A 26,414-nucleotide genomic window follows, 5' to 3' on the forward strand; every position below is an offset into this window, starting at 1 on the left:
TGTCGAGGAGTATACAATGCGTGTGGTGCTGACACAGCCAAGTGTGCGGGGAACTGCCCAAGACAATTTCGCTTATGTCATGCGACTGCTCGATACGCATCGCCCTCGACTAGAGGGCCCTGATGTAATTGTCCTGCCCGAGCTCATTGGTTTCGGCTTGACCACCGAGCAATACCGTAATGCACTGGTGGAATTGGCTTCGCGCTATCATGCGCACATCATCGGTGGCAGTCATTTTCGCGATGAGAAAGATCACCTTGTTAATCAAGGGTTTGTGGTTGCGCCGGACGGTGAGATCCTTGCTTCATACGAAAAGGCCAATCCCTATTTCGGCGAGCGGGATCATGGAGCCGGTCGTGGAAATGGTGGTGCTAACGTCGTCATCAACGGTGTCGCTTGCTTTGTCACCATATGCGCTGACTTTTTCCATGCAGACACCTTTATGCGCTTCCAAGAGCGCGCCGATATTGTGTTTGTTACGGCCAGTTCGGTGAGCCGCAAACCAACACCCGATATGGCGAGAGCGCGGTGGAAGCATGCCATGATTGCTCGGGCCTTCGAGCAAACCGCTCATGTCGCTGTCAGCGATTGGGCTTATCCCGTTGGCGGACAAAACGAACTGCCAGCGAGTGGCGTTGCCGGCATTGCTTATCCGGACGCAGAACATCCGGACAATCTGATTTCAACTCTGGGCGAGTCTGAGATCGCAGTTTACGATATTGATATCAGCCGTGGTCGGATGCTCTTTGCCGATCAGGAGGCGCGCGGCTTCGCTATCGCCGGAACAAGGGGACACGCATGAGCTTGGTCGGTAAGCGCATTCTGCTGATCGTTACAGGCGGTATCGCCAGCTATAAAAGTCCCGATCTCGTCCGCCGCCTGCGTGAGGCTGGAGCGGTGGTTCGCTGTGCCATGACAGAGGCCTCAAAGAACTTCATTCAGCCAACTGTCCTGGCGGCGGTGAGTGGGACGCCGGTTGTCTCCGAACTCTTTGACCCGGTTGAAGGTATGGATGTTGGCCATGTGCGCCTAGCGCGCGAGGCCGACCTCATCATCATTGCCCCCGCGACGGCCGACATTTTGGGCAAGCTCGCTCATGGCATTGCAAACGATCTGGCGTCGACCATTCTGCTTGCGGCCGACGGACCAGTGCTCATTGCACCCGCGATGAATCCCAAGATGTGGAACCATGCTGCGGTTATGCGCAATGTTGCGACACTCAAGGCGGACGGCTACCAGTTTGTTGGTCCCGAAAGTGGGGAAATGGCGGAGAGCCATGAGGCGGGCGTTGGTCGTATGTCTGAGCCGCTCGCAATTCTTGCTGCGGCCCAATCCATTTTCGCAGCGTCAAGCGCGGCTCTCGCGGGGCGTCATTTTGTGGTGACGTCTGGCCCAACAGAAGAGCCTCTTGATCCCGTGCGCTATATTTCCAATCGCTCTTCGGGCAAGCAAGGCCACGCCATCGCCGCCGCTCTTTTGGCGGAAGGCGCTCGCGTCACCCTTGTGTCTGGTCGTGTCACTGTGCCAGCCCCCGCAGGCGCTGAGGTGAAGAAGGTGTCGACAGCTGCGGAAATGCTCGATGCTGTCGAGGCAGCACTCCCAGCAGATGGTGCCATTTTCGCCGCTGCTGTTGCAGACTGGCGTGCCGCCAGCGTCGCCGATGAGAAAATGAAAAAGCAGGATGGGCAGGAGGAGTTGGTTATCCGCCTCGTGCGCAACCCAGATATTCTGGCTACGATTGGTCACCATGCGTCGCGGCCTGCGCTGGTGATTGGCTTTGCAGCCGAAACCCAAGATCTGATCGCTAATGCCCAGCGCAAACTGTCGAGCAAAGGTGCAGACTGGATCTTTGCGAATGACGTCTCCAGGGCCCAAGGCGTGTTTGGCGGCGATAGTAATCACGTTCACCGCGTTTCACATGACGGTGTCGAAGACTGGGGTGCGGCCGGTAAGGACCAAACCGCTCAGATGATCGTTGAGAAAATCGCAGAGCACTTCGGCCGCGCAGACCCCTAAGGCTCTGACGCGGCTCGGTGCTGGGCCCCGTGTTCCTAGGGGCGGATCGCAACGTCTTCCATAGACCGTCGCAGGCGGGGCGCAGCCAGGGCGCTGAGCACTTGGTTATGCGTCTCGAAATTATGTTCGATGATAGCGCTGCGGACGCTCTTCAAGTCGCGTTTGCGTAGTGCGCTAACGATAGCAAGGTGATCTTCGTTCAGGTCCCGGCTCAGCTCTGGCAGTCGTGCGCCGCGGTGGAAATAGCGTTCCATTTCGTCGAAATGGTGCTCTGCAATCGTAAAAATACGCTTGTTCTGATGGGCCTTAGCGAGGGCCAGATGGAAGGCGCGATTGGTATTGATGATATCACTGGCCGTTTGCACCTGCGCCGGATCGCGGCTGGCGTGGGCGAGGGCCTCAAGCGCGTCTAGCTCTTCTTCAGATATGCGTTCGATAATGTCTTCGACAATCGCGCTTTCTAGGATGCCACGGATTTCGAACAGTTCCGTCAAATCGTCGATCGTTAGTGGCGTGATTTGATATCCGCGTCGCGGCAGAGGCTTTACGAAACCTTCGAGTGCAAGACGCCCCAGAGCTTCTCGCACTGGGGTCTTGCTCATTCCCAGACTGTCGGCAATTTCGCCCTCAGATACTTCTGAGCCCGGCTGTAGGGTACAGTTTCGTATATCTAGGCTGATGCGTTGATAGGCCTGTTGGGTGAGTGAATCACTTGAGGCTTTTCCGGTTTTATTCTTCTGCACTCGATTCCCCCCGAAATCTCAGCATGCGCAGGCGATGATGATTGCTATAGCGTTGTATAGACGCTCGAATCTTATCGTCACGCGGTGCTATCGCGCTGTAGGAATTACTTGACGATGCGCTTAGTCGCCCGTCAGTATTCTACAAAATATTCTATTTGATCCCGTGTATTTGTCAAAATACAGCAGTCGCGTCAGCTTCGATAAGGGTGTACGTAAAATTTGCGGTGAGTTTTTTGATTGGCTGTAGGGAGTTGGGGGGTCTTGTCCTGTTCTACTCTACTTACTCTTGTCAGCCTCGATCTGCGCGTCGGTCACTTCGCGTCCGGTGTGACGCGGCACAATAAGCTGATCAAGGTCGAACCCTTGGCGCTGAGCTTCAAGGAGATAGTCCGCTTTCACGTCGTCTTCGATGTGTGGAGAGCGGGATAGGAGCCAAAGGTTCTTATTGTCCGGCGTCCCGACTAGTGCGTGCTGGTAATCGCTGTCGAGCTTGATAATCCAATAGTCGCCACTGGTAAAAGGCAGCCAGCGGATGAACTCTGGCAGGAAGGTGACTTTCAACTGACTGTTGGCGTCGTTTTGAACGCTGGCTTCACCAATCGATTGGCTGGCTTTTCCGTCCTCATCAAAGCAGCGGTTGTCCACGCGCACTGTACCGCTGTCGTTAAGAGAATAGTTGGCGGTAATATCGGTCGCTTTGGGATCTTCCCACTTCAGGGGCAGACGGGCCACCTCATACCAGCGGCCCAAATAACGATTGAGGTCGACATGAGGAACAGTGGTCACTGTGGTCATCAACTATCTCCGTTCTTTGATAATGAACGAGTTGATCTGTTCTCCGTTCCCTCCCGTATTGTCTTGTGGCGATGCGTCGCAGGCGGTGCAGCAATGCAATTGGATTGATTGTTCGTCGCGTAAAGATCGTTTAGTAGGGACTGAACGATAGGGGTGTCCCGTGTCTGCAATCGACGCATTCATCGAAGAAATGGGCCTGATGGCTCAGGAGCATGGTGATGCACGCATCTCTGGGCGTGTGCTCGGCTTGCTTGTAGCCGAGGGGCAGGAGATGAGCCTTGCGCAGATAAGCGAACGTCTGGGCGTGAGCCGGGCAAGTGTCAGCACCAATGCTCGGCAATTGACTCAACGAGGGATGATACGGCGCATGGCGCACTCGGGTGATCGTCAAGACTACTATCTTGTCGACGGGACGTTTCAGCAACACATGTTGGAACGCATGGCGACGCAAGCTCGAGGCAATGCGAGTAGGATAATGGCCTGCGCCAAAGGAATTGAGGGGGAGGACGCAGCGGCCGCCACACGCGTTCTCGAACTCCATAAACTATACGAAAAATCTGCAGATATTCTTGCCTACTGGGCTGGCGACTTGCAAAACGACGCCACGCCGCGAAAGGAACCGACATGACGGACGCACATAAGAAGCCCGAATGGGCGCAAAGCAAGTTCGATAAAATGAACGAAGAGCGCATCGCTCAAGGGCTTAAGCCGAAGAAGAAGGTTCTTCGTTGGGTCGTTCTCGGCGTTATCGTTGTCGGGGGCGCGGCGTTCATGCTTACTCGCCCACAGCCAGAGGCGCCTGCGGTGGTTGAGGACACAACCGCTGTTGCCAAGCAGCTGATCCCGACCGAGATTGTCGAGATCGCGCCGACAACGCTCAAGCAGTCGGTAAAAGTCACCGGCTCGCTGGTGCCGGGTCATCAGGCCAGTATATCTGCGCAGGCGTCCGGTCGTGTTCTCTCGGTCACCGTCAGCCCAGGCGACACGGTGAGCGAAGGTGACGTGCTCGCCGAGATCGATCGCGCTACCCTCGAAATTCAGCTTAATCAGCAGCGTGCGACGGCGGAAGCCACCCGCATTCAGCTCTCCAACAGCCGTCAGCAGCTCGAGCGCACGGAAGAATTGGCGCGTCAGGGGCTCACCAGCCCTTCGGCTCTTGAGCAGGCCCGTTCGGCCACTGCTGCTCTGGAATCCAATTTGGCAGCGCTTGAAAATGGTGTCGCAGCGGCTGAGATCGCACTCGACAATGCCACCGTGCGCTCGCCGCTTTCTGGCGTCGTGTCCGCTCGTAGCGTTGAGCCCGGTCAAATCATCGGTGCAGGCACACCATTGTTCACAGTCGTGAACCTTGACTCCATGGAGTTCCAAGCGTCCGCTTCGGTAAACTCCAGCGCCCTCGTCACCGCTGGCCAGCCAGTTGCCGTTTCGGTCAACGGCGTGAACGGCCAAGCCTTTGAAGGCAAGGTTGTGCGCGTTAATCCAGTTGCGACCGCAGGCACACGAACCGTGCCAATGTACATCGAGATTAACAATGTCGACGGCATCCTGCGTGGTGGCATGTTCGCTGTGGGCGAAGTTACCGTCGCTGAAAAGCCAGATGCGATAGCTCTGCCTGCAGCAGCAGTGCGTGAGGACGCCGACGGCAAGTTTGTTCTCGCTCTCAATAATGGCACACTTGAGCGCAAGGCTATCAAAGTCGGCGCAGCGTGGGACCGTGGTCGCATTGTTGAGGTCACAGGCCTCACCGTTGGCGAAAGCGTTATCGCAGCAGCGTTGTCGGAAGTTTCGGCTGGCGATACCTACGAACTCGTGGGGAAATAACTAATGTTTTTAACGCGCATAAGCGTAAACAACCCAGTTTTCACGACCATGATCATGGTCGCGATCCTGGTGTTTGGTATCTTTTCGTATTCACGTCTGCCGGTTGAGCAGCTCCCCGACATCGACTTGCCAGTCGTTGCGGTGGTGGTCTCCTATCCGGGGGCTTCGCCGGAAGCGGTTGAGCAGGATTTGATCGAGCCGATCGAAGACGCGGTCAATACCATTGCTGGTCTTGATACGGTGCAGTCGATCGCGCAGCCTGGTCGCGCCATGGTCATCATGATGTTTGACCTGGAAGCGAACTCGCAGCAGAAGGCGCAGGACGTTCGCGACAAGATCGATCCGATCAAGGCGAATTTTCCAGCGGCCGCGATGGACCCGCAGGTGTTGCGTTTTGACCCGTCGGCATTGCCGGTGCTTTCCCTTGCGGTCAGCTCGGATACGCTGTCGGCTCGTGACCTAACGGCTCTGACCGAAGAGATCATCGTCAAGCGCCTGTCCAACATTAATGGTGTTGGTTCGGCGACTGTTGTCGGTGGCACGCCACGTCAGCTGAACATCCAGCTCGATCCGAACCTGCTCAGCGCCTACAATATTAGCCCTGCGGCTGTTATCAACGCGCTCAAGGCCGCCAATAAGGATCTGGCTGCTGGCTCGATCACTGAAAACAGCATTGTGCGCTCGATCCAGGTCCTCGGTCGCATTGAAGACCAGCAGGACTATTACGACATCACCGTGGGCAACCAAGGTGGCCAGCCGGTCACGCTGCGCGACGTTGCAATCATTGAAGATGGCACTGGCGAGACAGACTCTCTGGCGATCTTGAATGGTGAACCCGCTCTCGCCATCAATATTCTGAAGACGCAGGGTGCCAATACCGTTGGCGTTGCCACCGATATTCGCAAGACCATTGATCGTCTTCTGGCGACAGAACTGCCAAACGGCGAAGTGAATATCGAGGTTGTGGTCGACAACGCTAAGCCCGTTGAAGACAGCTTCCATGCCGTTCAGAACATGCTGATCGAAGGCGCGGTTCTCGCCGTCGTCATCGTCTTCCTGTTCCTGAACTCCTGGCGTTCGACCATTATTACCGGTCTGACTCTACCGATTTCGATCATCGGTACCATGGTGGCGCTGAGTTTCCTCGGCTTCTCGCTCAACACCATGACCCTGCTCGCGCTATCGCTTGCTGTTGGTATTCTTATCGACGACGCGATCGTGGTTCGTGAAAACATCACGCGCCACCTGCACATGGGCAAGAGCCACCGTCAGGCGGCTTTTGATGGTACAAATGAAATCGGCCTGGCTGTTCTGGCTACCACGCTCTCCATCGTTGCAGTGTTCCTGCCGGTGGCGTTCATGGACGGCATCATGGGCAAGTTCTTCTTGCAGTTTGGTGTCACTGTTTCTGTTGCCGTTCTCATCTCGCTGTTCGTAGCGTTTACGCTCGATCCGATGATGTCGAGCGTGTGGTATGATCCAGCCTCGAACCCCAATGCAAAGCGTGGCCCTGTTGGTCGTGCCATTCAGGGTTTTGATCGCTGGTTCGAAGGCATCACCGAAGGCTATCGTCACCTCATTCGTTGGGGTCTCAAGAGCCGCAAGACAGTGCTGCTGATCGCATTGCTGTCGCTGGTTGGTGCTGTTGCCCTGTTCCCACGGGTCGGCGTCGAATTCGTTCCGGCGACTGACAACGGCATTTTCACCGTTAAGGTGGAAACTCCTTCGGGTTCTTCGAAGGAGTATACCGAAAGCAAGCTCCGTCAGGCTGAGCTGATCGTTCGCGCCCACCCAGAAGTGGAGCGTACATATTCCACTATCGCTGGTGGTATGTCTGCGGACGGCGCCAATGTTGGCACGATGACCGTCACTCTGGTCGGTGCAGCGGAGCGTGATATTAGCGTCGCTGACTTCATGCCTAAGCTGCGTCGTGATCTGCAGGCGATCCCAGGCAGCAAGTTCGAAGTTGCCGTTGCCTCGATGATGGGTCCGAGCACAGCGCCGGTGTCCGTCACTCTTTATGGCGACAGCTTTGAAGTGCTCGGAAGTCTCGCAGATGGCTTCATGGAAGATCTCCGCCAGATTCCTGGCCTGATCGATATTTCTTCGTCGCTCGATGAGGCCCAGCCCGTTGTCGGCATTCAGATCAACCGCGAGCTCGCTGATAGCCTTGGCGTTTCGCTGGGTCAGATTGCTGCAACCTTGGGGCCGCTGATCTCGGGTGAAGACGTATCGGATTGGGTCGCGCCAAATGGTCAGGTCTACAAGGTTGTCGTGCGTCTTCCAGAAAGCCTGCGCAATGACATCGAAGCCATCGGCAATCTGCCGATTGCGCAGACCGGCACTGGCACTCAGGAAATGATCACGCTCGGTCAGGTTGCTGAAGTCGTTGAAAGCAACGGCCCGGCCACTATCAACCGTCAGGATCTTCAGCGCGGCGTAACCATCTCAGCCAACCTTGAAGGTGTTGAGTTGGGGACCGTTATTCCGCAGGTGCAGGCTGCCATCGACAAGATCGAGTTCCCAGTGGGCTACCGTAGTGGCTTTGGTGGTGAAGCTGAGCAGATTGCCGATACCATGGGTTCGGTTGGCTCGGCCTTGCTGCTGGCTGTGATCTTCATCTACCTCGTTCTTGCCTCCCAGTTTGGTAGCTTCTTGCAGCCGCTGGCGATCATGGGTTCGCTGCCATTGGCTCTGATCGGGGTGATGGTCGGTTTGCTCGTTGGTGGCTCGACGCTGAATATGTTCTCCGCAATCGGCTTCATCATGTTGATGGGTCTTGTGGTGAAGAACGCTATTCTTCTAGTCGACAATGCCAATCAGCACGTTAAGGCGGGCATGAACCTCTACGAGGCGCTCGTCGAAGCTGGTGTCACCCGCTTCCGTCCAATTATCATGACCACACTGGCCATGATTTTTGGCATGCTGCCGCTGGCTCTAAGTCTGCACGAAGGCAGCGGGCAGAACGCACCGATGGCACACGCTGTTATCGGTGGTCTGATCTCCTCAACGGCATTGACGCTGTTGGTGGTGCCTGTGCTGCTGACCTATATCGATAGCTTCAGCGCCTTCACCCGCCGCTTCATGCCAAAGGGCCCGGATGATGGGCACCATGGCGAAGAAGAGACCAAGCCGGCACCAGCCGAGTAATCAAATAAGAAGCCGCCCTACCGGGCGGTTTTTTATGGGCACTAGTCTTGTGCGCGGGCGCTATGCCGTTATGGTCGACGCATATTTTTTTGAGTTGGCAACGAGTTATTTCATGAGTGGATCAGAACGCACCGAGCCGAAGACAATTTTGGTTGCTGGCGGTGCGGGGTTTCTAGGATCGCATTTGTGCGAGACCCTTCTGGGAATGGGCGCGAAGGTTCTTTGTCTCGATAGTTTCCAGACCGGACGCCGACAAAATATTGCGGCGCTAGAAAACCACCCTAAGTTCAAGCTGATTGAGGGTGACGTTCGTTCGCTGCCGATGATCAACGAGCGGCTCGAGGAGATTTATAACCTCGCTTGCCCCGCGTCACCTCCGCACTACCAAGCCGATCCAATCGGCACGATGATGACCTGCGTTCTGGGAACCAAAAACCTGCTTGATCTGGCCGAAGCAAACGGCGCGCGCTTGGTGCAGGCCTCCACCAGCGAAGTTTATGGCGATCCAGACGTTCACCCTCAGCGTGAGGACTATGTCGGGCATGTAAACTGCACTGGTCCGCGCGCTTGCTATGATGAGGGCAAGCGCGCAGCAGAGGCCCTCTGTTTTGACTATCTGCGTTTGGGCAAGGCCGACGTCCGCGTCGCTCGCATCTTCAATACCTACGGGCCTCGCATGCGGGCGGACGATGGGCGGATTGTTTCCAATCTTATTGTTCAGGCGCTTGCTGGGCAGGCCCTGACCATCTACGGCGACGGGTCACAAACACGGTCCTTCTGCTTTGTGTCGGACCTCGTTGCGGGCTTATGCGATCTCATGGCGCTCCAGCTCAACCCGGAGGCGCCGGTCAATCTGGGTAATCCCGGTGAGTTCACGATTTCGGAATTGGCAGAGAAAGTTTCCCGACTTATCCCCGGCCAGAGCAAGCTCGTTTATTCTCCATTGCCAGCGGATGATCCAAAGCGTCGTCGCCCAGACATTTCGCGTGCGGAAGAACTTATTGGGTGGCGGCCAAGAATTGCGCTCGATGAGGGATTGATGCGCACCGTTGCGTGGTTCGCACAGACCGAGAAAGGTCCTGCGCTAGACGTGGCCTAGCGCAGGGGAGCTTCTTAGCGGAAAGCCGGGATGACGTGACGGCCGTAGTTGGCGATGATTTCTTCTTCATCACCGCTGTCGAGATAGATGTTGAACTGGGTGACGCCAGCGTCTTCCAGTTTGCGGATCTTGGCGATGTGGTCGTCGGGCTCTCCGAGCACGCAAAAGCTCTCAACGACGTCATCGGAGATGAAGTCGAGGAATGGGTTATCGGCTTGACCATGCTTGGAATAGTCGTAGCCGCGGCGCTTTTCGATGTAGCTGGTCAGACTTGCCGGAACTTTGTCGCTATCCGAGCCATATTTTTCCACGATGTCAGCGACGTGGTTGCCGACCATCGCCGGGAACCATTTGACCTTCTCGATAGCGCGCTTTTTGTCGCCGAAATAGGCCGGGGCAGCGGCCATGGAGCGGTAGTTGCTCATGTCTCTGCCTGCGGCCTTGCCAGCGTCGATGCACTGGTCGGTAAACCACTTGCAGAGGCCGGGGTCGGCAATCTGTAAGACAACGCCGTCGGCGCTTTCGCCAGCGGTCTTGAGGGCCAGCGGACCATAAGCAGCGATCCAGCTCGGCATGTCATGGCCGACAGCCCACGGAAACTTCACAGCCGCTGGGATTTCGCCGTAGTGAACTTCTTCGCCACGCACCATTGCCTTTGTTTTGTCGATAAATTCGGCAACGCGGGCGAGGGTGGCGGGCTTTTTGCCCATGACGCGCATGGAGCTGTCACCACGGCCAACGGCGAGGTCGAACCGACCGCCGGACTGTTTGGCGAGAGAACCAAAAATTGAGGCAGCGACGGACCAGTCCCGCACGTCCGGATTGGTCACCAGTGGGCCGAAGCGCATGTCCGTTGTGTGTTCCATGCACATGGCAATAGCGGCGTAGCAATCGCGCCAGAGGATGTGGCTGTCGTAAAACCAGCAGTAGGAAAACCCGGCATATTCCGCCGCACGGACCAGATATCGTGCCCGCTCGTGTTCGATAAAACCCTTAAATGTAATGCCAAATTCCATTTATTCCCCCGCGCTCCCTGCCAGCAATAAATTTGACCAGATGATCAAATTTTTCATGCTCTAATTGTGGTTTGTCAATCTCAATTCCAACTGTCGGAGACATCTTCAAAAAAGACGCTGATGTGATCGCCATTTTGTAGATGTGCTTTCACCCCGTAGACTGTGCGCAGAAGATCCTCGGTGATGATTTCTTTGGGTCTGCCTTGGGTGATAACTTTACTACGGTCCATGACGACCAGATGGTTGCAGAATCGGACGGCGTGGTTGAGATCATGAATTGCCAAGACAATTGTCATGCCGCTCTCCGCTAGGCGTCGCAGCAGTGTCAGCAGTTGCAATTGCGCTTTGAGGTCAAGGTGACTGGTCGGCTCATCAAGCAGCAGGAGGCGCGGTGCTTGGGCTAGGGCACGTGAGATCAGCACGCGCTGCTGCTCCCCGCCTGAAAGAGTATGAAATCTCTGAGCGGAGAACGCCGTCATTCCGGTTGCGCTTAGCGCAGCGCCGACAATGAGTTCGTCTTGCGGTGAAAGGGCGCTTGCCCAAGCGGGTTGATGTGGAATGCGCCCGAGAGCAACCACATCGGCAACGGTGAGCCGCTCTTCAGTTGAAACCGACTGCTCCACAAAAGCAGCAATCTTGGCGCGCTCGTGTCTCGGCATGGCGTGAAGGTCATTGCCCTCAAAGCCAACGGTGCCGCTTGCAGGGGTAAGGCCGAGGATGGCGGTGAGCAGTGTTGACTTGCCCGCACCATTGGGGCCGATGAGGCCGGTGATCGCTCCGGCGGGCGCGATCAAGCTAGCACCGGAAACAATGGTTTTACCGCCGCGGGCAACAGTGAGCTGGCGAACGTCCAAACTCATGTCAGCCTCCGATAGCGCATGAGCACGACTAGGAAGATCGGGGCGCCGAGAAGAGCGGTGATAATGCCCACCGGCAGCTCGCGCGGCTCGAATAGGGTACGGGCGGCGGTGTCGGTGCTCAGCATGAAAACTGCGCCGCAGAAGGCGGCATGGGGCAACAACAGACGGTGGCGTGGCCCGGTTGCAAGGCGCACGACATGGGGAACAACAAGACCAACAAAACCGATAGCGCCGCCAATTGATACCATGATGCCGGTTAGGAGGGCTGTGACGGCTAGCAAGGAAAAGCGCAAGTGCGGCACATCAATGCCAAGGCTGGCGGCAGCGATATCGCCAAAGGCAAAGGCGTCGAGCGCTTTACCAGCGTGGAGAATGATTGGGACGGACACGACGAGCACTGTGTAAATGAGACCGGTTTCGGGCCACGTGGTCCCGGCAAGGGAGCCCATCAGCCAGCTTAGGATTTCGCGATAGCTATCGCCTGTGGCGGACCAGAAGATGAGGAATGAGGTGGCGGCGGTTGCTAGGGCAGAGATGCAGATGCCAGCCAGAATGGCGCGGCTCGGTGTGGTGCCGCCAAGCAATTTGGCAATGGTGAGCGCGAGGGTTAGAGCGGCAAGACTACCGATGAACGCACCGAAGGACAGAACCAGCGTCCACCCCAGCAGCATAAAGATAACAGCGCCGAGCGCGGCGCCCGAGCTGAGGCCCAAGAGATAGGGGTCGGCCAATGGATTGCGGGTGAGGGCCTGCATCACTGTTCCTGCCAAGGCTAGGCCCGCTCCGGTGCCTATGGCGGCAAGCACGCGCGGTAGGCGAAGGTCCCAGATAATGGCGGTGCGGAGGGCTGAAAGTGGGCTCTCGGGCAGAAGGCCGAGCTTATAGGCGATAACGGCAAGGGCATCACTTGGGGTGATGTCGGCTGGGCCGATGGTGATTGCGACAATAGCTCCCAAGAAAGTCAGCATAAAGAGAAGCGGGAGCAACACTCGGGTCATGGAGCCGCCTCTGTGTTCTTCTCTTCCGATGCGCTGACGTCATTTATTGGCGGCCAAAAAGTCATGGTATGCTGAGGTTCGACAGCTGCTTAGATAGGTCAACAATAGCGGGGATGGTGCGAACACCTGCTTCCGCAGCGGGGAAGGGCAGAGTGAGGTAGCGGGTGTTCTTGACCGCATCCATTTCTTTGGTCACCGGGTTCTCCGCCAGCAAAGTTCTCTTCTGCTCGGCAGTGTTCCAAGGGGTTTCAACGAGGATAATGATGTCCGGGTTGGCATCAGCAACGGCTTCCCAGCTTACAGAGGTCCAGCCTTCCGGGATGTCGGCAAAGACATTGGTGAGGCCGAGAGCTTCCATCATCATGGCGGGTGCATTGTTGCCGGCTCCGACATAAGGGGTTTTTGTCGCAGAGGAATACCAGACGGCGGTCAGGCCACGCGTGTCGGGCGTAATGCTCGCGAGGGTCAACTTTTGTTCTGCGATCAGATCGTTGGCTGTGGAGGTGGCATTAAAAATGCTGCCCATTTCGGTGATTTCAGCAAAGAGGTCGTCGAAGGTCAGTTTGGGGGGAGCAATGCTCCGGCAGGCTGCGGGGGCGACGTAGTTGGCGACGCCAAGCTTAGTGAGAGTTGAGCGCTCACCCGCGCCGTCGGCGGTGAAATTGCTCTCCCAGCCGCCATAGATAAAGTCTGGTTCGACTTCGAGAACCACTTCTTGGCTGGGCAGCGCATCAGCAAGGACATTGAGCTGCGTGCCAGAGAGATGCGCTGGGAGCGGAGCATCTTGAAAACCGACACCAACGATTTTGTCGCCTAGGCCAAGCGAGAGTAGAAGCTCGGTTGCGGTCGACTTGATGGTAACGACGCGCTCGGGGGCTTGCGGAATTGTGATGGTCTCGCCGCAGTTTTCGACGGTGAGGGGATAGATCGTCTGGGCATGGGCCGGGACGCTGAACACGGCCGCAGTGGCAATAAACATAAGTGTACGCATGCGACGGTTCCTGCGGAGAGCGGTGAGCTAGAGTGCATTTCCCTTGTGGGAGCTGGACCTGTTTTCTGCTTTCGGTGGGCTTTGGGAGGCCGCTGCATCCGGTTCCGTCGAACGCGCTCTGCGCCTCGGACGAGGCGACGTGTTTTGCTCCGCCAGAGCGGCCTGATAGCCGAGCCGATAGGCTTCGGCGGAGCCAAAGCGGAACATATCATCGTCGCCCGTTCGGGTAAGGGTTCGCGCGCCTAGCGCGTCCAAATCGCGGACGAAGTGGCCAAGGCCGCGCACGATGGCGACGGGAATATTGGTGGTTTTGCCTTTCACCAAGTCGGCAGCGCCAGCGATCTCATCGGCGATGACGGCCTGAGTGACATGCAGCGGCCGCCCATTGGCGTCATTGGCACCCCGCAAATCGTCGGTGAGCTGTAGCCCAGCCGCGCCAATGGCTTGGTCTGTCTGGCCAACACGCCAAGGGCGACCGATGGTGTCGGTGATAATGAGGCCGAGATCAAAGCCAAACGTCTCGCGCAGCCCTGCACAAAGGGCGCGGGCGGAGGTATCTGGGTCGGTAGGCAGGCGAAGGGCTATGCCCTCAGGGACATTGGACATGTCAATGCCAGCGGCCGCCATGACGAGACCTTGACGGGTTTCGACAATCCGAGTCACGCCGCCGGGATGAATACGTTCGGCGACGACGCGCACTGTATCTTCGGCGATAGCCTTTTCACGGTCTTGCGCGGGCACCTGCATGCCTTCGGCTTTCGACACGATTTTGGAGGTGACGACCAGAATATCACCAGCTTGCACGGCACAATCTGGCTCTGCACTGGCCTGCTCGATCAATGCTTTCCCGATGAGAGCGACGAGGTCGTCGCCCTTGGTGATTTCAGGAATTCCGGGGACGCCCCAAGCCGAAATTCTTGCCATTTTTAGCCTGCCAGTTTCCGCAACCGGGGGAGAATTTCTTCCGAATAGAGATCCAAGAAGCGATGCTGGTCTGGGCCGGGGGCGTGGAAGACCAGATGATCAAACCCATAGTCGATATAGGTTTTAATCTGCTCGACATGCTCGTCGGGGTCGGAAGACACAATCCAGCGCTTAGCGACACGCTCAATCGGCAGGGCATCTGCGAGGCGTTCCATCTCCTCGGCATCTTGCACCGAGTGCTTTTCTTCAGCGGAGAGGGCGAGAGCGGCCCAATGGCGGCAATCATTTAGAGCGCGGTTCGCGTCTGGATCAAAGGAGACTTTCACCTCGATCATGCGCTCAAAGGGCTTTGCCGCGCGTTCGCTTTCACCGCGACCAATTTCAACATTGGGCAGAAGTTCTTTGGTATAGAGATCGGGACCCTTGCCGGAGGTGCAGATGAAACCATCGCCAGCGCGGCCGGCATATTTGGCATTCAGCGGACCGCCAGCGGCGATGTAAATCGGCACAGGTTCGGCAGGCTTATCGTAGATGGTGGCGTTGACCGTTTTGTAGTACTCGCCTTCAAACGTCACGCGGTCTTGGCTCCACAAGGTTCGGATGAGTTTGACCGCTTCGCGTAGCCGGGCTGAACGTTCTTTAAGCTCTGGCCATTCCATGCCGGTGGCAGGAACTTCATTGAGACCTTCACCCGTGCCAACCCCGAGAATGACGCGGCCGGGGAACATCGCCGCCATAGTGCCAAAGGCATGGGCGACGACGGTCGGGTGCAAGCGGAAGGTGGGGGTGAGCACCGAGGTGCCCAGGATAATGCGCTCGGTGCGAGCGAGAACCGCGGACATCCAGCCCGGAGCGAAAGGGGCGTGGCCGTCAGTGTGCTTCCATGGTTGGAAATGGTCAGACACGAAGACGGAGTCAAATCCGGCCTTTTCGGCCGCGACAGCAAAATCGAGAAGCGTGCTTGGCCCGAACTGTTCTGCCGAAGCCTTATACCCGAAACGCATCATGACCCTCCCAAGTCAGACGAACGTATTTTTGATCGTTTGGTCAAAAATGGTTCATAGTCAAGCGGGATGTACTAGGGGGACGCCGATATTTGCTATACACCAGCCTCAGACACAAAGGACTAATCGCATGAAGGTCATTTTCGACACCGATCCAGGCATCGATGATGCTATGGCGCTGCTGTATATCAGCAAGCTGCCACAACTCGAACTTCTGGGCATTACCACTGTTGTGGGCAATGCCGACATTGCGACGACGACCCGTAATGCGCTGGTACTGCGTGAAATGTTTGGCATTTCTGCTCCGGTCGCGCGCGGCGCCGGCGAAACGCTGGACGGCGTCTACAAGGAAGAGCCTGCCGCTATTCACGGTGTGAACGGCTTGGGTGATGTGGAGCTGCCGGAAGTCGACGAATCTGGTCTGGCGCCGGTTTCGGCGACCCAGTTCATCATCGATACCGTGCGCAAGTTTCCAGGCGAAGTGACCATTATTGCTGTTGGCCGTATGACCAATCTGGCTCTGGCGCTGCGTCAGGACCCAGAAGTGGCCAAGCTGACCAAACAGGTCATCATCATGGGCGGCGCGTTCGGCTATAAGGGCCGTTCGGGCAACATGACCCCGCTGGCAGAAGCCAATATCTGCGGTGACCCGGTTGCAGCCGACGAAATGTTTGCGGCAGAATGGCCGGTGCATGTCATCGGGCTCGATGTCACGCACGATATTATCGTTACGGATAAGATGCTGGACGTGGTTGCCGACAAGGGCGGCGCCAACGGCAAGTTCATCCGTGACGTGTCTCAGCTTTATGCTGGTTTCTACAAGGCCGTGATGGACATCGATGGTGTGGTTGGCCATGACATGGTTGCAGTGACCTACGCCCTGTTCCCGGAATGGTTTGAAACCCGTACTGGTCCGATTGTCGTGATCCGCGATGGTCTGGCCGCAGGTCAGACGGCGCAGTGGCCCGATAGCCGCAAGGGTGGTCACCCGGCGTGGACTGGTCGTCGCTCTAATACGATCTGCACGGAAATTCAGGCCGATAAGGTGCTGCAACACTTTATGGACACAGTCGGGCGCTAACGCGCCCGATATAGGGCTGGTTGAGTAGGATATATCCGCGCACGGGAGGGGGGCTTTCGGCACTCAAATATCCCGAAAAATACCTTCCCCTTTTTGGCGTACATCTTATTAACCGGCTGTTATTCCAAAATTATCTCGAATTGGCTTGGCAGAATATTCGTTTATTCGATAGCCTAGCTGCAGTCCTCGACCGTGGGGCCCCGATTGCATTTTACAATTGGGAAGGTCGAGGCAGTCGCCGCAGGCGGTGCTGGCTTTGGTCAGCGCGGTCGTAGCGATACGTGTGGTGCGGTGGCAGCGACATTGGTGGTGGCCGGATATCCAACACCCGTCGCCGTCGCCGCCGCACTGTTGATGCGCTCGGTGTGAGCGCTCCCATTGCTTTAGCGTTCCCCTATTGCCACTCATTGCTCACATAGGCTCTGTGTGCGGGCCAGAACTCGCGGTTTTTCTCTGCGTCGGGAGGACACTGAGGACTTTACTGCCCGTAAAATTTGCGTAGGTTCTTGCCCTAGAGGCGCGTACCCATGGCAGATGACGATTCCAGCAGCGGCTTTGGAGAGGCGGCCCAAGCGTTCTTTGACTATTCAGAGATCGCCACCCTCGCTAACCGCTTGATGGAACAATACCGTTTCCGCTGTGCGGTGAGCGGCGCGGATCTTTCAAACAAAAATCTTGAGCCGACGGTGTTCTTCCTCCAGCCCTTGGAGCATGGTGGCCGTATTCATCCCGAGAATGCGGTTCTGGTTGAGCGCGCTAGCGGGCGCTTGTTACAATCGGGATTAGTCCTGATATCCGACGCTTTCGAGGCCTTTATTGCTCGCGCTGATCTCATGGATAGCAGTGCGCGATCACTGCCGAGTGGCGTCCGAAAATTGTTTCTCCCTGACAGTGCAGAATTTTGGCCAAGCACGGCCATGATCGCCTATCATCGAAGTCTATTCCGCGCGCAGTGATTTGTGCTGCGTGCGCTGTCCTGTTGGCCGGAGCTTTGAAAGTGCCCTTTCCCGATCTGCAACACCCCGCTATCGACGCCTATGAAAGCCAGGTGACGATGCCTGATGATTTTGCTGCCTTTTGGGACAGCACACTGGCAGAGGCGCGTTCCGTGGGCGGGGAAGTGGTGATGATCCCGGCTGAGACGACGCTCAAGCTGGTGGAGGTTTTTGACGTGACCTTCCCCGGTTTTGGTGGGCATCCGGTAAAGGGATGGCTTGCGCTGCCGAAACATCGTCCAGAAAAACTGCCGCTGCTGGTGCAGTTTGTCGGTTATGGCGGTGGCCGGGGGTTCCCTCATGAACTCTTGCATTGGGCCGCATCTGGCTATGCTTATTTCCGTATGGATACACGCGGACAAGGCTCAAGTTGGAGCATGGGGGCAACGCCAGATCCTGTCGGCTCGACCAGCCAGATTCCGGGCATGATGACCAAGGGCGTGCTCGACAAAAACGACTATTACTACCGCCGCGTCTTTACTGACGGCGTTCGGGCGCTCGACGCAATGATTGGGCAAGACTTCGTTGACCCTACCCGCGTGGCCGTCAACGGTGGCTCGCAGGGCGGTGGTATTGCCATTGCTGTGGCCGGGCTCGATCCTCGCGTTAAAGCTGTGATGCCGGACGTGCCGTTCCTCTGCGATTTCCCGCGTTCGGTCCGTCAGGCCGGGCGCGATCCCTATCTTGAAATCGTGCGTTTCCTTGCTCAGCATCGGGAAAAAACCGCGCAGGTGTTTGATACCCTGCGTTATTTTGATGGGGTCAATTTTGCGCGGCGCAGCTCGGCAGCGGCGCTGTTCTCTGTTGGTATGATGGATGACATCTGTCCACCATCGACCGTGTTTGCGGCGTTTAAGGCCTTCTCGGGCAGCGATAAAACGCTCGTTGAGTATGAATTTAACAACCACGAAGGCGGTGGGCCTTTCCAGGACCGTGAGCAAATGAAGTGGCTCACAGAGCGCTTTCGGCCTTAAGGGTCACGCTTTAGTTAGTACGGAACAAGTGGGGCGCTGGCGCGGTTGATAGATTACGTAATCTTTCAACGGTGTGGGTGCCTAAGTGCATAAAAATACGGTTATGGCGGAGCGGGTTCGTCAGACAGCCTATTTTCTTTGGGAGCAGGATGGTTGTCCGGAAGGGCAAGCCATGGACTATTGGCTCAAGGCCAAGGGCGCGCATCAGCGCCAGCTCGCTTATGATCGTTGGCTGGCTGAAGGGACCCCGCCTGACCGATCTTCATCGCACTGGTATGCCGCCGAAAACGCTATCGACAACAAATAAAAACGGGCCCTGAGGGGCCCGTTTGTATGTCCAGCGGACGCGTCGAAGATTACTTCGCGCGTTCAACGTAGGAGTTGTCTTCGGTCAGGATAACGATCTTGGTGCCAGCGTCGATGTGCGGTGGGACCATGACACGCAGGCCGTTGTTGAGGATTGCAGGCTTGTACGAAGACGAAGCTGTCTGGCCCTTAACTACTGGCTCGGTTTCAACGATTTCGAAGGTCATGCGCATTGGCAGGTCCATCGAGAGCGCGATGCCTTCGTGGGTCAGAAGGTGAACCTTCATGCCGTCCGAAAGGTAAGCCTTCTGGTCGCCGATCACGTCGTCACCAACGGTAATCTGTTCGTAGGTGGTGGGCTCCATGAAGTGGTGGCCCTCGCCATCCGAGTAGAGGTAATCGTATTCACGATCATCAACGTCGGCCTTTTCCACCATTTCAACGGTGCGCCAGCGGCCGAGAACCTTAACGCCGTCCGAGATGCGGCGCATGGTGACGTTGGTCACCGAATTGCCCTTACCTGGGTGGACGTTTTCTGCCGTGAGGACGACGTGCAGGGCGTTGTCCTGCTCGACGACGTTGCCCTTACGCAGGGACGAGGCAATCACCTTGACCATAATTATTCCTTGTTCGTGTCGCTGGCGCGGTCTAGAGGCAATGCCATCTAGGCGCCGGAATATGTTCTGTGGAGCGCCGGATACAATATTCTGCGCCTTTTCGCCAGACCGGACCGCAAGAAACACCATGACCAAGCCATTTCCATCGGGTGAAACGCCTTGGTGGCACCCTGATCGCCATGCAGACCGCCGCCCGCTGCTCATTGGCCGGGCCAAGATTGATGCTGCTGTGCGCATTTGGATGGCCGAGCGTGACTTCCTTGTGATCGATCCACCGGGGCTGCAACGTTCGCCGGGGAATGAGACTCATCTGCATGCATTTGGCACGCAGATGATCGGTAATGATGGGGAAGGGCGGACCATGTATCTGCACACCTCGCCCGAGTTCACCATGAAGAAACTGCTGGCTGCGGGAGAGCGCCGCATAGCTAGCCTGCAGCACGTCTGGCGCAATCGTGAACGATCTGCGACCCACCATCCCGAGTTCACCATGCTCGAGTGGTATAGGGTCGGCGAAGCTTATGATGTCATCATTGAGGACACGGTGGCACTGATTAAACTGGCAGCAGAAACGACCGGGATCGCTGAGTTCGCCTTTAAGGGCCGAACCTGTGACCCGCGCTTGCCCGCCGAACGTGTCAGCGTGGCCGATGCTTTCTTGCAGTTTGCTGGTGTCGATCTTTTAGCGACCATGGACGAAGACGGAGTGCCGGACGGTGAAAAGCTTGCGGCGCAAATGAAGGCTGTCGGAATGGCAATTCCTGACGATAAATCATGGAGTTACCTCTTTACGCATGTGCTCGTGGAGAAGGTTGAACCGGAACTGGGCAACGGCCGGGTGACAGTGCTCGACCGCTATCCTGCCTGTGAGGCAGCGCTGGCCCGACGCGTCCCGGGGGATCGGCGCGTGTCTGAGCGGTTCGAGGTCTATGCTTGTGGTGTGGAGCTTGCCAATGGCTTTGGCGAGCTGACAGACCCAGCTGAACAGCGTGTACGCTTTGAGGATGAGATGAACGAGAAAGCGCGCATCTATGGTGAGCGCTATCCAGTCGACGAGGATTTCTTGGCAGCATTGGCCTTTACGCCTGAAGCTTCGGGTGTAGCCCTTGGCTTTGATCGCGTGGTGATGCTGGCGACGGGGGCCCAGCGCATCGATGCTGTTTTGTGGGCTCCTGTGGCGGAATGAACTCCTTGCCTAGTGTATCTGCCGATGACGTTTCATCCCTCACCCCAACCCTTTCCCCTGAAGGGCGAGGGAGTAGTCCTGCGCGCTCGATAAAGTCGGTTTCAGAACTACAGGCCGCAGGTTTCGCTCAGAATGTAACAGGGCTAGATGCCGTCGGGGATAAGTATGCCATTGGCATTACGCCTGCGGTCGCAGCGCTGATCGATCCGAATGACCCGAATGACCCAATGGCGCGCCAATTTGTGCCGCGGGTAGAAGAGCTTACGACCACGCCGGAAGAGCGGGACGATCCCATTGGCGATCTTGCGCATTCGCCGGTTGAGGGGATTGTGCATCGCTATCCGGATCGAGTTCTGCTCAAGGCTGTGCATGTCTGCCCGGTCTATTGCCGCTTCTGTTTCCGCCGCGAAATGGTGGGGCCGCAGGGGTTAGGGACGCTGACGCCAGCGGAGCTGGATGCTGCGATTGCCTATATCGCTGAGCATGAGGAAATCTGGGAAGTCATCCTCACCGGTGGCGATCCGCTGGTGCTCTCGCCGCGCCGGTTGCGTGATTTGATGGAGCGTCTGGCGCCGATTGAACATGTAAAAATCGTTAGATTTCATACACGTGTGCCGGTGGTTGAGCCGGAACGGGTTGATGATGCGATGGTTTCGGCGCTCAGGGCTTCGGGCAAGACGACCTATCTGGCGGTGCATGCCAATCATCCGCGTGAGTTTACGGCAGTTGCCAAAACCGCGTTCGCCCGGCTGGTTGAGGGGGGCGTTGCTCTTGTCAGCCAGAGCGTGCTGCTTCAAGGGGTCAATGACGACTTTGATACGCTCGCCGCTCTGATGCGTGGTTTTGTCGAAAACCGTATTAAACCCTACTACTTACACCATCCGGACCTGGCGCCGGGCACGGGGCATTTCCGGGTTTCCGTGGAGCGGGGTCAGGAATTGGTGGCGCAGTTGCGCGGGCGGCTATCGGGCCTGTGCCAGCCGACCTACGTGCTCGATATTCCCGGCGGACATGGGAAATCTCCTTTGGCCAATTCTATGGCCCAATTGGCCGATCAGGGGCATTTAGTGGCCGATTGGCAGGGCAATGTGCATCAATATCCGCCCAAAACGCCAAATTCTGAGCAATAAAAAAGGGGCGCCGGAGCGCCCCTAAATTTTTTTTACTCGACGATCCGAGGATCAACGTCCTTGGAGTAGTCCACGCCGCCAACGGCAAAGCCGAAGAGGCGCATGAACTCTTCGCGGTACTTCGGCAGGTCCGCGAGATCGGCAAGGGTCTCGGTGGACAGTTCTGCCCAACGCTTCTTGAGTTCGGCCTGCATGGCTTCGGAGAGTTCCCAATCGTCAACACGAATGCGGTTCTCGTCGTCCAGCGCAACGTCGCCCTGAAGCTTTTCGCGGAAGAGGCGATCGATCTGGTGGATTGGGCCTTCGCCCAGACCCAGTTCGTCCTCGACCTTGATCAAGAGTGTACCATAGAGCGGAACGACGGGGATTGCCGAGCTTGCCTGTGTGACAACAGCCTTGAGCGCAACAACGTTTGCCGAGTCCTTGCCGTGGCTGGCGCGGATGGCAGCTGCAGCACGGTCGAGGTCAGCCTTAGCGCGGCCAAGAGTGCCTTTGTGGTAAATCGGCCAAGTCAGCTCTGAGCCGAGATAGGTGTAGTTGAGGGTGCGGAAGCCATCAGCGAGAACGCCAGCTTCGGCAAGCGCCGCAATCCAGAGTTCCCAGTCTTCGCCGCCCATGACCTTGACGGTCGCCTGAGCTTCTTCTTCGGTCGCCGGTTCAACGGTGATTTCAGAAACTTCACCGGTGCCCGTGTTGAGCGTCTTGGAGGTGACCTGCGAACCGTATGGCTTGATGGCCGAACGGTAGGTGACGCCGTCCTTGGGGTCGGTGCGGACTGGGGAGGCGAGCGAGTAGACGATGAGGTCAACCTGACCCAAGTTCGCCTTGATCGCTTCGATGGTCTCAGCCTTTACCGCGTCCGAGAAGGCGTCGCCTTCAATGGTGACGGCCTTGCGACCAGCAGCCTTGGCGCGGTTCTCGAAGGCACGGTTGTTGTACCAGCCAGCCGACGCTGGCTTGGCTTCACCGGGCTCGCGTTCGAAGGAAACACCAACGGTGTCGGCATCAGAGCCGAAAGTGGTGACGATGCGCGAGGCAAGGCCATAGCCCGTGGAGCAGCCGAGCACGAGAACGCGCTTGCGATCTGACGGGATAGCGCCCTTGATCGTGACGTGATCAATCTGGTTTTGCACATTGCGGGCGCAACCAGTTGGGTGGGCGGTGGTGCAGATAAAGCCGCGAATTTTGGGCTCGATAATCATGAGAATAACTCCTCGATCTTGCCACGCTGATAGCGTTTATGGCGGCTGGTTTCCAGCCGCCACGGGTTGTTTTGCCCGCTAGGGGCAAATTTCGGGTGATTTATGCGCTTTCCTTGGCCTTGCCGGCCGGGAAAATGCCCGACATGACCATGAAGCCGGGTATGCGACGGACGCGGTCTGTCCAACGTCGGAGCGCTGGATAGTCCTGACGGGAAATGCCGCCTTCTTCCGAAAGCATGACATAAGGGAAGCAGGCGATGTCGGCCGTGGTCGGGTGGGATGGCGAGCAGAGCCAATCGCGGCCCTGGCGTTCGCCGAACCACAAATGCTCGTCCATCAGGCGGAAGATGCGGTGAGCACCGGCCTGAACCTTCTCGATGTTGAAATCATAGCCATAGCCGAGGGCGAGACGCGCTGCCGAGCTGGTGGAGGTGATGTCATCCGCGACCGAGTGCCAACGCAGGATTTCTGCGGTGACGGCAGGATTGTCCGGGAACCACTGGCCGGTGGTGTCATATTTTTTGGCCAGATAGGCGAGGATTGCTCCTGAGTCCGAAAGGACGAGTTCATCGTCTTTCAGGACGGGCAGCTGGCCGAAGGGATTGAGGCGCAAGAACCAATCGGACTTGTGCTCCTTGCCGGGGAAGAATTCCACCGGATGCATATCGGCAGGCTGGTTCAGGATGTTGAGCAGCAGGCGGACTTTGTAGCAGTTGCCCGAAAGCTCGAAATCATAAAGCGTGATGGCCATGGGTTAGATATCCAGTACCAGACGAGAGGATTTGGCACGGCTGACGCAGGTCATCATGCAGGTGTTGGAGGCTTTTTCGGTCTTGTTCAGGTAGACGTCCTGATGGTCAACCTCGCCTTCCATGACGCCGGTGAGGCAGGTGCCGCAGGCGCCTTGTTCACAGGACGATGGCACGGTGAGGCCTGCTTCGCGCATGACTTCCAGAATGGTCTTGCCAGCTGGGACGTGCAGCGTCATGGCCGAACGGGCCAGTTCGATGTCGAAAGCAGAGGAGCTGTCGATCTCGGTGGTGTTCTGGAAATATTCGAAGTGGATGGCTTCATCCGGCCAGCCGAGTTCGGTGGCGGTGTCGCGGACCATTTCCAGCAAGGGGCCGGGGCCGCAGATATAGACGTGGTTGGAGAAGTCGTAAGCGCCGAGAACTTCGGTGACCTTTGCCTTCACTGCTGCCGGATCGAGGCCGAGGTGATTGGTGATCGCACCATGGAGCGCGCCAAGCTCGCTCTTGAAAGCGAGGTTTTCTTCGTTGCGCGCGAAGTAGTGCATTTCATAGGGCAGGCTCGACTTGTCGAGGAAGCGAGCCATGGAGAGGATCGGCGTGATGCCGATGCCGCCAGCGATAAGCACGGTGCGGGTCGCGTCGCGGCGGAGCGGGAAGTTGTTGCGTGGCTCGGAAATGGCCAGCATGTCACCTTCGCGCACGGTTTCTACCAAGGCTTTGGAGCCGCCCTTGGAGGCGTTCTCAAGCTTGACGCCAATAACATAGGACGAGAGGTCGCCCGGGCCGTTGGTCAGCGAATATTGGCGGATGAGACCGTTGGGCAGGTGCACGTCGATATGCGCGCCGGGCTGGAAAGTCGGCATGTGCTTGCCGTCGCGGTCGGCGAACTGGAAGGCCATGATGCCATCGGCGGTCTGCCACTTGCGCTTGACCACGACAGGCATGGTGTTGCCACGCGGTACGGCAATATCGGGCATGGTGGAGAGCTCTACCGATACCTTTTCGAAAGCAGGTTCGAGCGGCGTTGGCTGGCTGGCCTTACGGATTTGCGCGCGTTCGAGGCGATCGCGCAGCTTGGTGAGAAGCTCATTGTAGTGGCGCAGGATCGCCAGCTCGTCGGACGGCTTGCCTTCTACGAGGCCGCGGATTTGGGCGCGAGTGGCGTCAATCGGCTGGACGAAGAAAATCGCGTGGCCAAGACGGACCGCCATTGCGGGCAGGATTTCGGCGGGCTGATCATCAGGCGCGAGGCGCGCTAGACCGGCGACCACATCTTCAGGTTCAGCATTGATCGGGATCGGGCGCAGGGCGAACCAGTTGCCGCTCTCCGAGCCCGGGAAGGGCGAGAAGGGCAGGTCTTCATTAGCAGCCGACCAGATGAGGCCGAAAGCTTCTTTGACGGGGTATTTGCGGTTTTCAATGCGGCGCGCAGGAGCGTCGGCGGGGTGAGCCGGAATGTAGGTGCAGCCAGCGGACTGATTGGCATAACGCCAGCCGTGGTATTGGCACTTGAGTTCTTGGCCTTCGTTGATGCCGATGGAAAGACGGACGCCGCGGTGCAGGCAGCGATTTTCCCAGACGTTCACATTGCCGTCGTCAGCGCGCCAAACGGCGAGCTCGCGGCCAAGCAATTGTCCTTGGTAGACGTGGCGGAATGGTAGGTCATCGCTTGAGGCGATTGGGTACCAATTGGGGTCGGAGAGGGACAGGGCCATGTCGATCTGATCCGAGTGGTTGGATCGCGCCACGATCTTGATTTAGTCGTCGCACTCCCTGGCGTACGGGGAGGCCGAATGCGTCTCGGAAGAGAGGCGTGATTAGCTCGCTTGTGGGATCACACCGTAGGTGATGCCCTTTTGGCTGAGCCAGCGGCGGTAGGCGATGGCGCTTTTATCAGCGCGGATCGGGGTTTCAGAACGCGGATCAAGCGGAAGCTTTTTCGGGTACTGGTTTTCGAGGATCGGCTTATCCTGACCGAAAATGGTCTGCTGGAAGCGGCGGAGATCTTCGAGGGAGGAATAGCTGTCGATCATCGACTGCAGCAGGTGAGCGCGGCAGGTTTCCTGAGTCATCGGCTGGAGAAGAATTGCGATGACGTCGCGACGGCTTTCGTCTTCTGGGCAGGACTTATAAAGAACCGAGCAGAAGGGGTGCGGCACGCGGTAGACATATTCTACTTCCATCGGCTTGGTGGCCGACTTGGCAGCGCGTGGCTGGATGAACTTGCACTTGGTGGCGAGCACTTCGTCGCGTTCTTCCGACACTTCTACGTCGTATTCCTTCACTTCCGTATGTGGTTCAGCGCCGAGAATGTCGGTGTGAACATAAGGGAAGTGGCCCATGTCGAGGAAGTTCTCAACGGCACGAGGCGCCGAGCAGGCAATGCCGATGGAGCCGCAGTTCATGTTCCTGCGGTCGGGTTCGGCAAATTCTGGGATGGGGAACAGGGCTATTGTTGGATTGCCGAGGCAAGTCCACGTGTAGCCATACGCGGTTTTCACCGGGAGGCGGTCGAGGATGGACTCGGCGTCGATGTCGTCGCCGTCTTCCTCATTGCTGCGCAGCCAAACAACCGGTTCGCCATCAACCCCACGGGTCATGGAGATTTTGCGGTCGAGCAGCATGGTGTTTTCAACGAGCCCGATCTTAAGCTCGTCCGTGGCTGCAATCACGTGCCAAAGGTCACGTGTGAATGGGTCCAGGTCAGTTGTCATGGGGCCTATCTCATTATTGCCCCGTGATCATACAAATCTA

General features: G+C 57.4%; 26 protein-coding genes. 13 read left to right on the forward strand and 13 right to left on the reverse strand.

What is annotated here, in order from left to right:
• The first annotated feature begins 16 nt into the window (after positions 1-16).
• Positions 17-802, forward strand: a complete 786-nt coding sequence (locus JHC09_RS11750; RefSeq protein ID WP_199532079.1) for a carbon-nitrogen hydrolase family protein — start codon at positions 17-19, stop codon at positions 800-802.
• The gene (gene coaBC / locus JHC09_RS11755; protein WP_199532080.1) at positions 799-2,016 is read left to right on the forward strand and encodes a bifunctional phosphopantothenoylcysteine decarboxylase/phosphopantothenate--cysteine ligase CoaBC; all 1,218 of its coding nucleotides are present in this window, start codon (positions 799-801) and stop codon (positions 2,014-2,016) included. Before JHC09_RS11750 ends, coaBC begins: the two co-directional genes overlap by 4 nt.
• 35 nt (positions 2,017-2,051) lie before the next feature.
• Here the strand turns inward: coaBC and JHC09_RS17195 are convergent, their stop codons facing one another.
• On the reverse strand, positions 2,052-2,759 hold the full coding sequence (locus JHC09_RS17195; RefSeq protein ID WP_199532081.1) for a GntR family transcriptional regulator: 708 nt from the start codon (positions 2,757-2,759) through the stop codon (positions 2,052-2,054).
• A 276-nt stretch (positions 2,760-3,035) separates the two neighbouring features.
• Complete coding sequence (locus JHC09_RS11765) at positions 3,036-3,554, reverse strand: lipocalin family protein (protein WP_199532082.1); 519 nt, start codon at positions 3,552-3,554, stop codon at positions 3,036-3,038.
• A 160-nt stretch (positions 3,555-3,714) separates the two neighbouring features.
• Between JHC09_RS11765 and JHC09_RS11770 the strand changes: the two genes are divergently transcribed.
• The 4 genes from JHC09_RS11770 to JHC09_RS11785 all read left to right on the forward strand — a co-directional run bounded on the left by JHC09_RS11770 (position 3,715) and on the right by JHC09_RS11785 (position 9,624).
• On the forward strand, positions 3,715-4,182 hold the full coding sequence (locus JHC09_RS11770) for a MarR family transcriptional regulator (RefSeq protein WP_199532083.1): 468 nt from the start codon (positions 3,715-3,717) through the stop codon (positions 4,180-4,182).
• A complete protein-coding gene (locus JHC09_RS11775; protein ID WP_199532084.1) occupies positions 4,179-5,375 on the forward strand; it encodes an efflux RND transporter periplasmic adaptor subunit in 1,197 nt (398 codons plus the stop codon). Before JHC09_RS11770 ends, JHC09_RS11775 begins: the two co-directional genes overlap by 4 nt.
• 3 nt (positions 5,376-5,378) lie before the next feature.
• Positions 5,379-8,525 carry an efflux RND transporter permease subunit gene (locus JHC09_RS11780; protein WP_199532085.1) on the forward strand — a complete coding sequence of 1,049 codons (3,147 nt, stop codon included), beginning with the start codon at positions 5,379-5,381 and terminating at the stop codon, positions 8,523-8,525.
• Between the two features lie 112 nt (positions 8,526-8,637).
• Complete coding sequence (locus JHC09_RS11785; RefSeq protein WP_199532086.1) at positions 8,638-9,624, forward strand: UDP-glucuronic acid decarboxylase family protein; 987 nt, start codon at positions 8,638-8,640, stop codon at positions 9,622-9,624.
• Positions 9,625-9,638: 14 nt separating this feature from the next.
• Here the strand turns inward: JHC09_RS11785 and JHC09_RS11790 are convergent, their stop codons facing one another.
• The 6 genes from JHC09_RS11790 to fgd form a co-directional block, all read right to left on the reverse strand.
• Positions 9,639-10,640 carry a TIGR03842 family LLM class F420-dependent oxidoreductase gene (locus tag JHC09_RS11790; RefSeq protein WP_169195956.1) on the reverse strand — a complete coding sequence of 334 codons (1,002 nt, stop codon included), beginning with the start codon at positions 10,638-10,640 and terminating at the stop codon, positions 9,639-9,641.
• A gap of 80 nt (positions 10,641-10,720) precedes the next feature.
• Positions 10,721-11,500 carry an ABC transporter ATP-binding protein gene (locus tag JHC09_RS11795; protein WP_199532087.1) on the reverse strand — a complete coding sequence of 260 codons (780 nt, stop codon included), beginning with the start codon at positions 11,498-11,500 and terminating at the stop codon, positions 10,721-10,723.
• A complete protein-coding gene (locus JHC09_RS11800) occupies positions 11,497-12,498 on the reverse strand; it encodes an iron chelate uptake ABC transporter family permease subunit (protein WP_199532088.1) in 1,002 nt (333 codons plus the stop codon). Before JHC09_RS11800 ends, JHC09_RS11795 begins: the two co-directional genes overlap by 4 nt.
• A gap of 61 nt (positions 12,499-12,559) precedes the next feature.
• Positions 12,560-13,489, reverse strand: coding sequence for an ABC transporter substrate-binding protein (locus JHC09_RS11805; RefSeq protein ID WP_199532089.1), 930 nt, complete (start codon positions 13,487-13,489; stop codon positions 12,560-12,562).
• A 27-nt stretch (positions 13,490-13,516) separates the two neighbouring features.
• Positions 13,517-14,413, reverse strand: a complete 897-nt coding sequence (gene cofE / locus JHC09_RS11810) for a coenzyme F420-0:L-glutamate ligase (RefSeq protein WP_199532090.1) — start codon at positions 14,411-14,413, stop codon at positions 13,517-13,519.
• 2 nt (positions 14,414-14,415) lie between these two features.
• Entirely contained in the window at positions 14,416-15,420 is a 1,005-nt protein-coding gene (fgd, locus tag JHC09_RS11815; protein ID WP_199532091.1) for a glucose-6-phosphate dehydrogenase (coenzyme-F420), read from the reverse strand.
• Positions 15,421-15,547: 127 nt separating this feature from the next.
• Here fgd and JHC09_RS11820 point away from each other — a divergent pair, with 127 nt between their 5' ends.
• The 5 genes from JHC09_RS11820 (at position 15,548) to JHC09_RS11840 (ending at position 18,774) form a co-directional block, all read left to right on the forward strand.
• Positions 15,548-16,498: a nucleoside hydrolase gene (locus JHC09_RS11820; protein ID WP_199532092.1), complete on the forward strand. Its 951-nt coding sequence runs from the start codon at positions 15,548-15,550 to the stop codon at positions 16,496-16,498.
• A 204-nt stretch (positions 16,499-16,702) separates the two neighbouring features.
• Positions 16,703-16,867: a hypothetical protein gene (locus JHC09_RS11825; protein ID WP_182394274.1), complete on the forward strand. Its 165-nt coding sequence runs from the start codon at positions 16,703-16,705 to the stop codon at positions 16,865-16,867.
• Positions 16,868-17,025: 158 nt separating this feature from the next.
• Positions 17,026-17,454, forward strand: a complete 429-nt coding sequence (locus JHC09_RS11830; RefSeq protein ID WP_182394273.1) for a hypothetical protein — start codon at positions 17,026-17,028, stop codon at positions 17,452-17,454.
• A 41-nt stretch (positions 17,455-17,495) separates the two neighbouring features.
• Positions 17,496-18,467 (forward strand): acetylxylan esterase, encoded by a 972-nt coding sequence (locus JHC09_RS11835; protein WP_199532093.1) that lies wholly within the window; start codon positions 17,496-17,498, stop codon positions 18,465-18,467.
• Between the two features lie 85 nt (positions 18,468-18,552).
• Positions 18,553-18,774 (forward strand): DUF2934 domain-containing protein, encoded by a 222-nt coding sequence (locus JHC09_RS11840; protein ID WP_199532094.1) that lies wholly within the window; start codon positions 18,553-18,555, stop codon positions 18,772-18,774.
• Between the two features lie 49 nt (positions 18,775-18,823).
• On the opposite strand, the gene efp is transcribed toward JHC09_RS11840, so the two are convergent.
• The gene (efp, locus tag JHC09_RS11845; protein WP_182394270.1) at positions 18,824-19,390 is read right to left on the reverse strand and encodes an elongation factor P; all 567 of its coding nucleotides are present in this window, start codon (positions 19,388-19,390) and stop codon (positions 18,824-18,826) included.
• A 127-nt stretch (positions 19,391-19,517) separates the two neighbouring features.
• Between efp and epmA the strand changes: the two genes are divergently transcribed.
• Complete coding sequence (gene epmA / locus JHC09_RS11850) at positions 19,518-20,576, forward strand: EF-P lysine aminoacylase EpmA (protein WP_199532095.1); 1,059 nt, start codon at positions 19,518-19,520, stop codon at positions 20,574-20,576.
• A gap of 89 nt (positions 20,577-20,665) precedes the next feature.
• The gene (locus JHC09_RS11855; protein ID WP_349236543.1) at positions 20,666-21,706 is read left to right on the forward strand and encodes a lysine-2,3-aminomutase-like protein; all 1,041 of its coding nucleotides are present in this window, start codon (positions 20,666-20,668) and stop codon (positions 21,704-21,706) included.
• A 32-nt stretch (positions 21,707-21,738) separates the two neighbouring features.
• Here JHC09_RS11855 and fabV read toward each other — a convergent pair whose 3' ends face one another.
• The 4 genes from fabV to JHC09_RS11875 all read right to left on the reverse strand — a co-directional run bounded on the left by fabV (position 21,739) and on the right by JHC09_RS11875 (position 26,374).
• Positions 21,739-22,908 carry an enoyl-ACP reductase FabV gene (fabV, locus tag JHC09_RS11860; RefSeq protein ID WP_199532097.1) on the reverse strand — a complete coding sequence of 390 codons (1,170 nt, stop codon included), beginning with the start codon at positions 22,906-22,908 and terminating at the stop codon, positions 21,739-21,741.
• Positions 22,909-23,008: 100 nt separating this feature from the next.
• Positions 23,009-23,659: a glutathione S-transferase gene (locus JHC09_RS11865; RefSeq protein ID WP_199532098.1), complete on the reverse strand. Its 651-nt coding sequence runs from the start codon at positions 23,657-23,659 to the stop codon at positions 23,009-23,011.
• A 3-nt stretch (positions 23,660-23,662) separates the two neighbouring features.
• Positions 23,663-25,375: a Rieske 2Fe-2S domain-containing protein gene (locus JHC09_RS11870; protein WP_199532099.1), complete on the reverse strand. Its 1,713-nt coding sequence runs from the start codon at positions 25,373-25,375 to the stop codon at positions 23,663-23,665.
• A 102-nt stretch (positions 25,376-25,477) separates the two neighbouring features.
• Positions 25,478-26,374, reverse strand: a complete 897-nt coding sequence (locus JHC09_RS11875) for an aromatic ring-hydroxylating dioxygenase subunit alpha (RefSeq protein ID WP_199532100.1) — start codon at positions 26,372-26,374, stop codon at positions 25,478-25,480.
• Positions 26,375-26,414 lie beyond the last annotated feature (40 nt).

The sequence above is a fragment of the Devosia sp. MC532 genome (genome assembly GCF_016461625.1).
Lineage (GTDB): Bacteria > Pseudomonadota > Alphaproteobacteria > Rhizobiales > Devosiaceae > Devosia.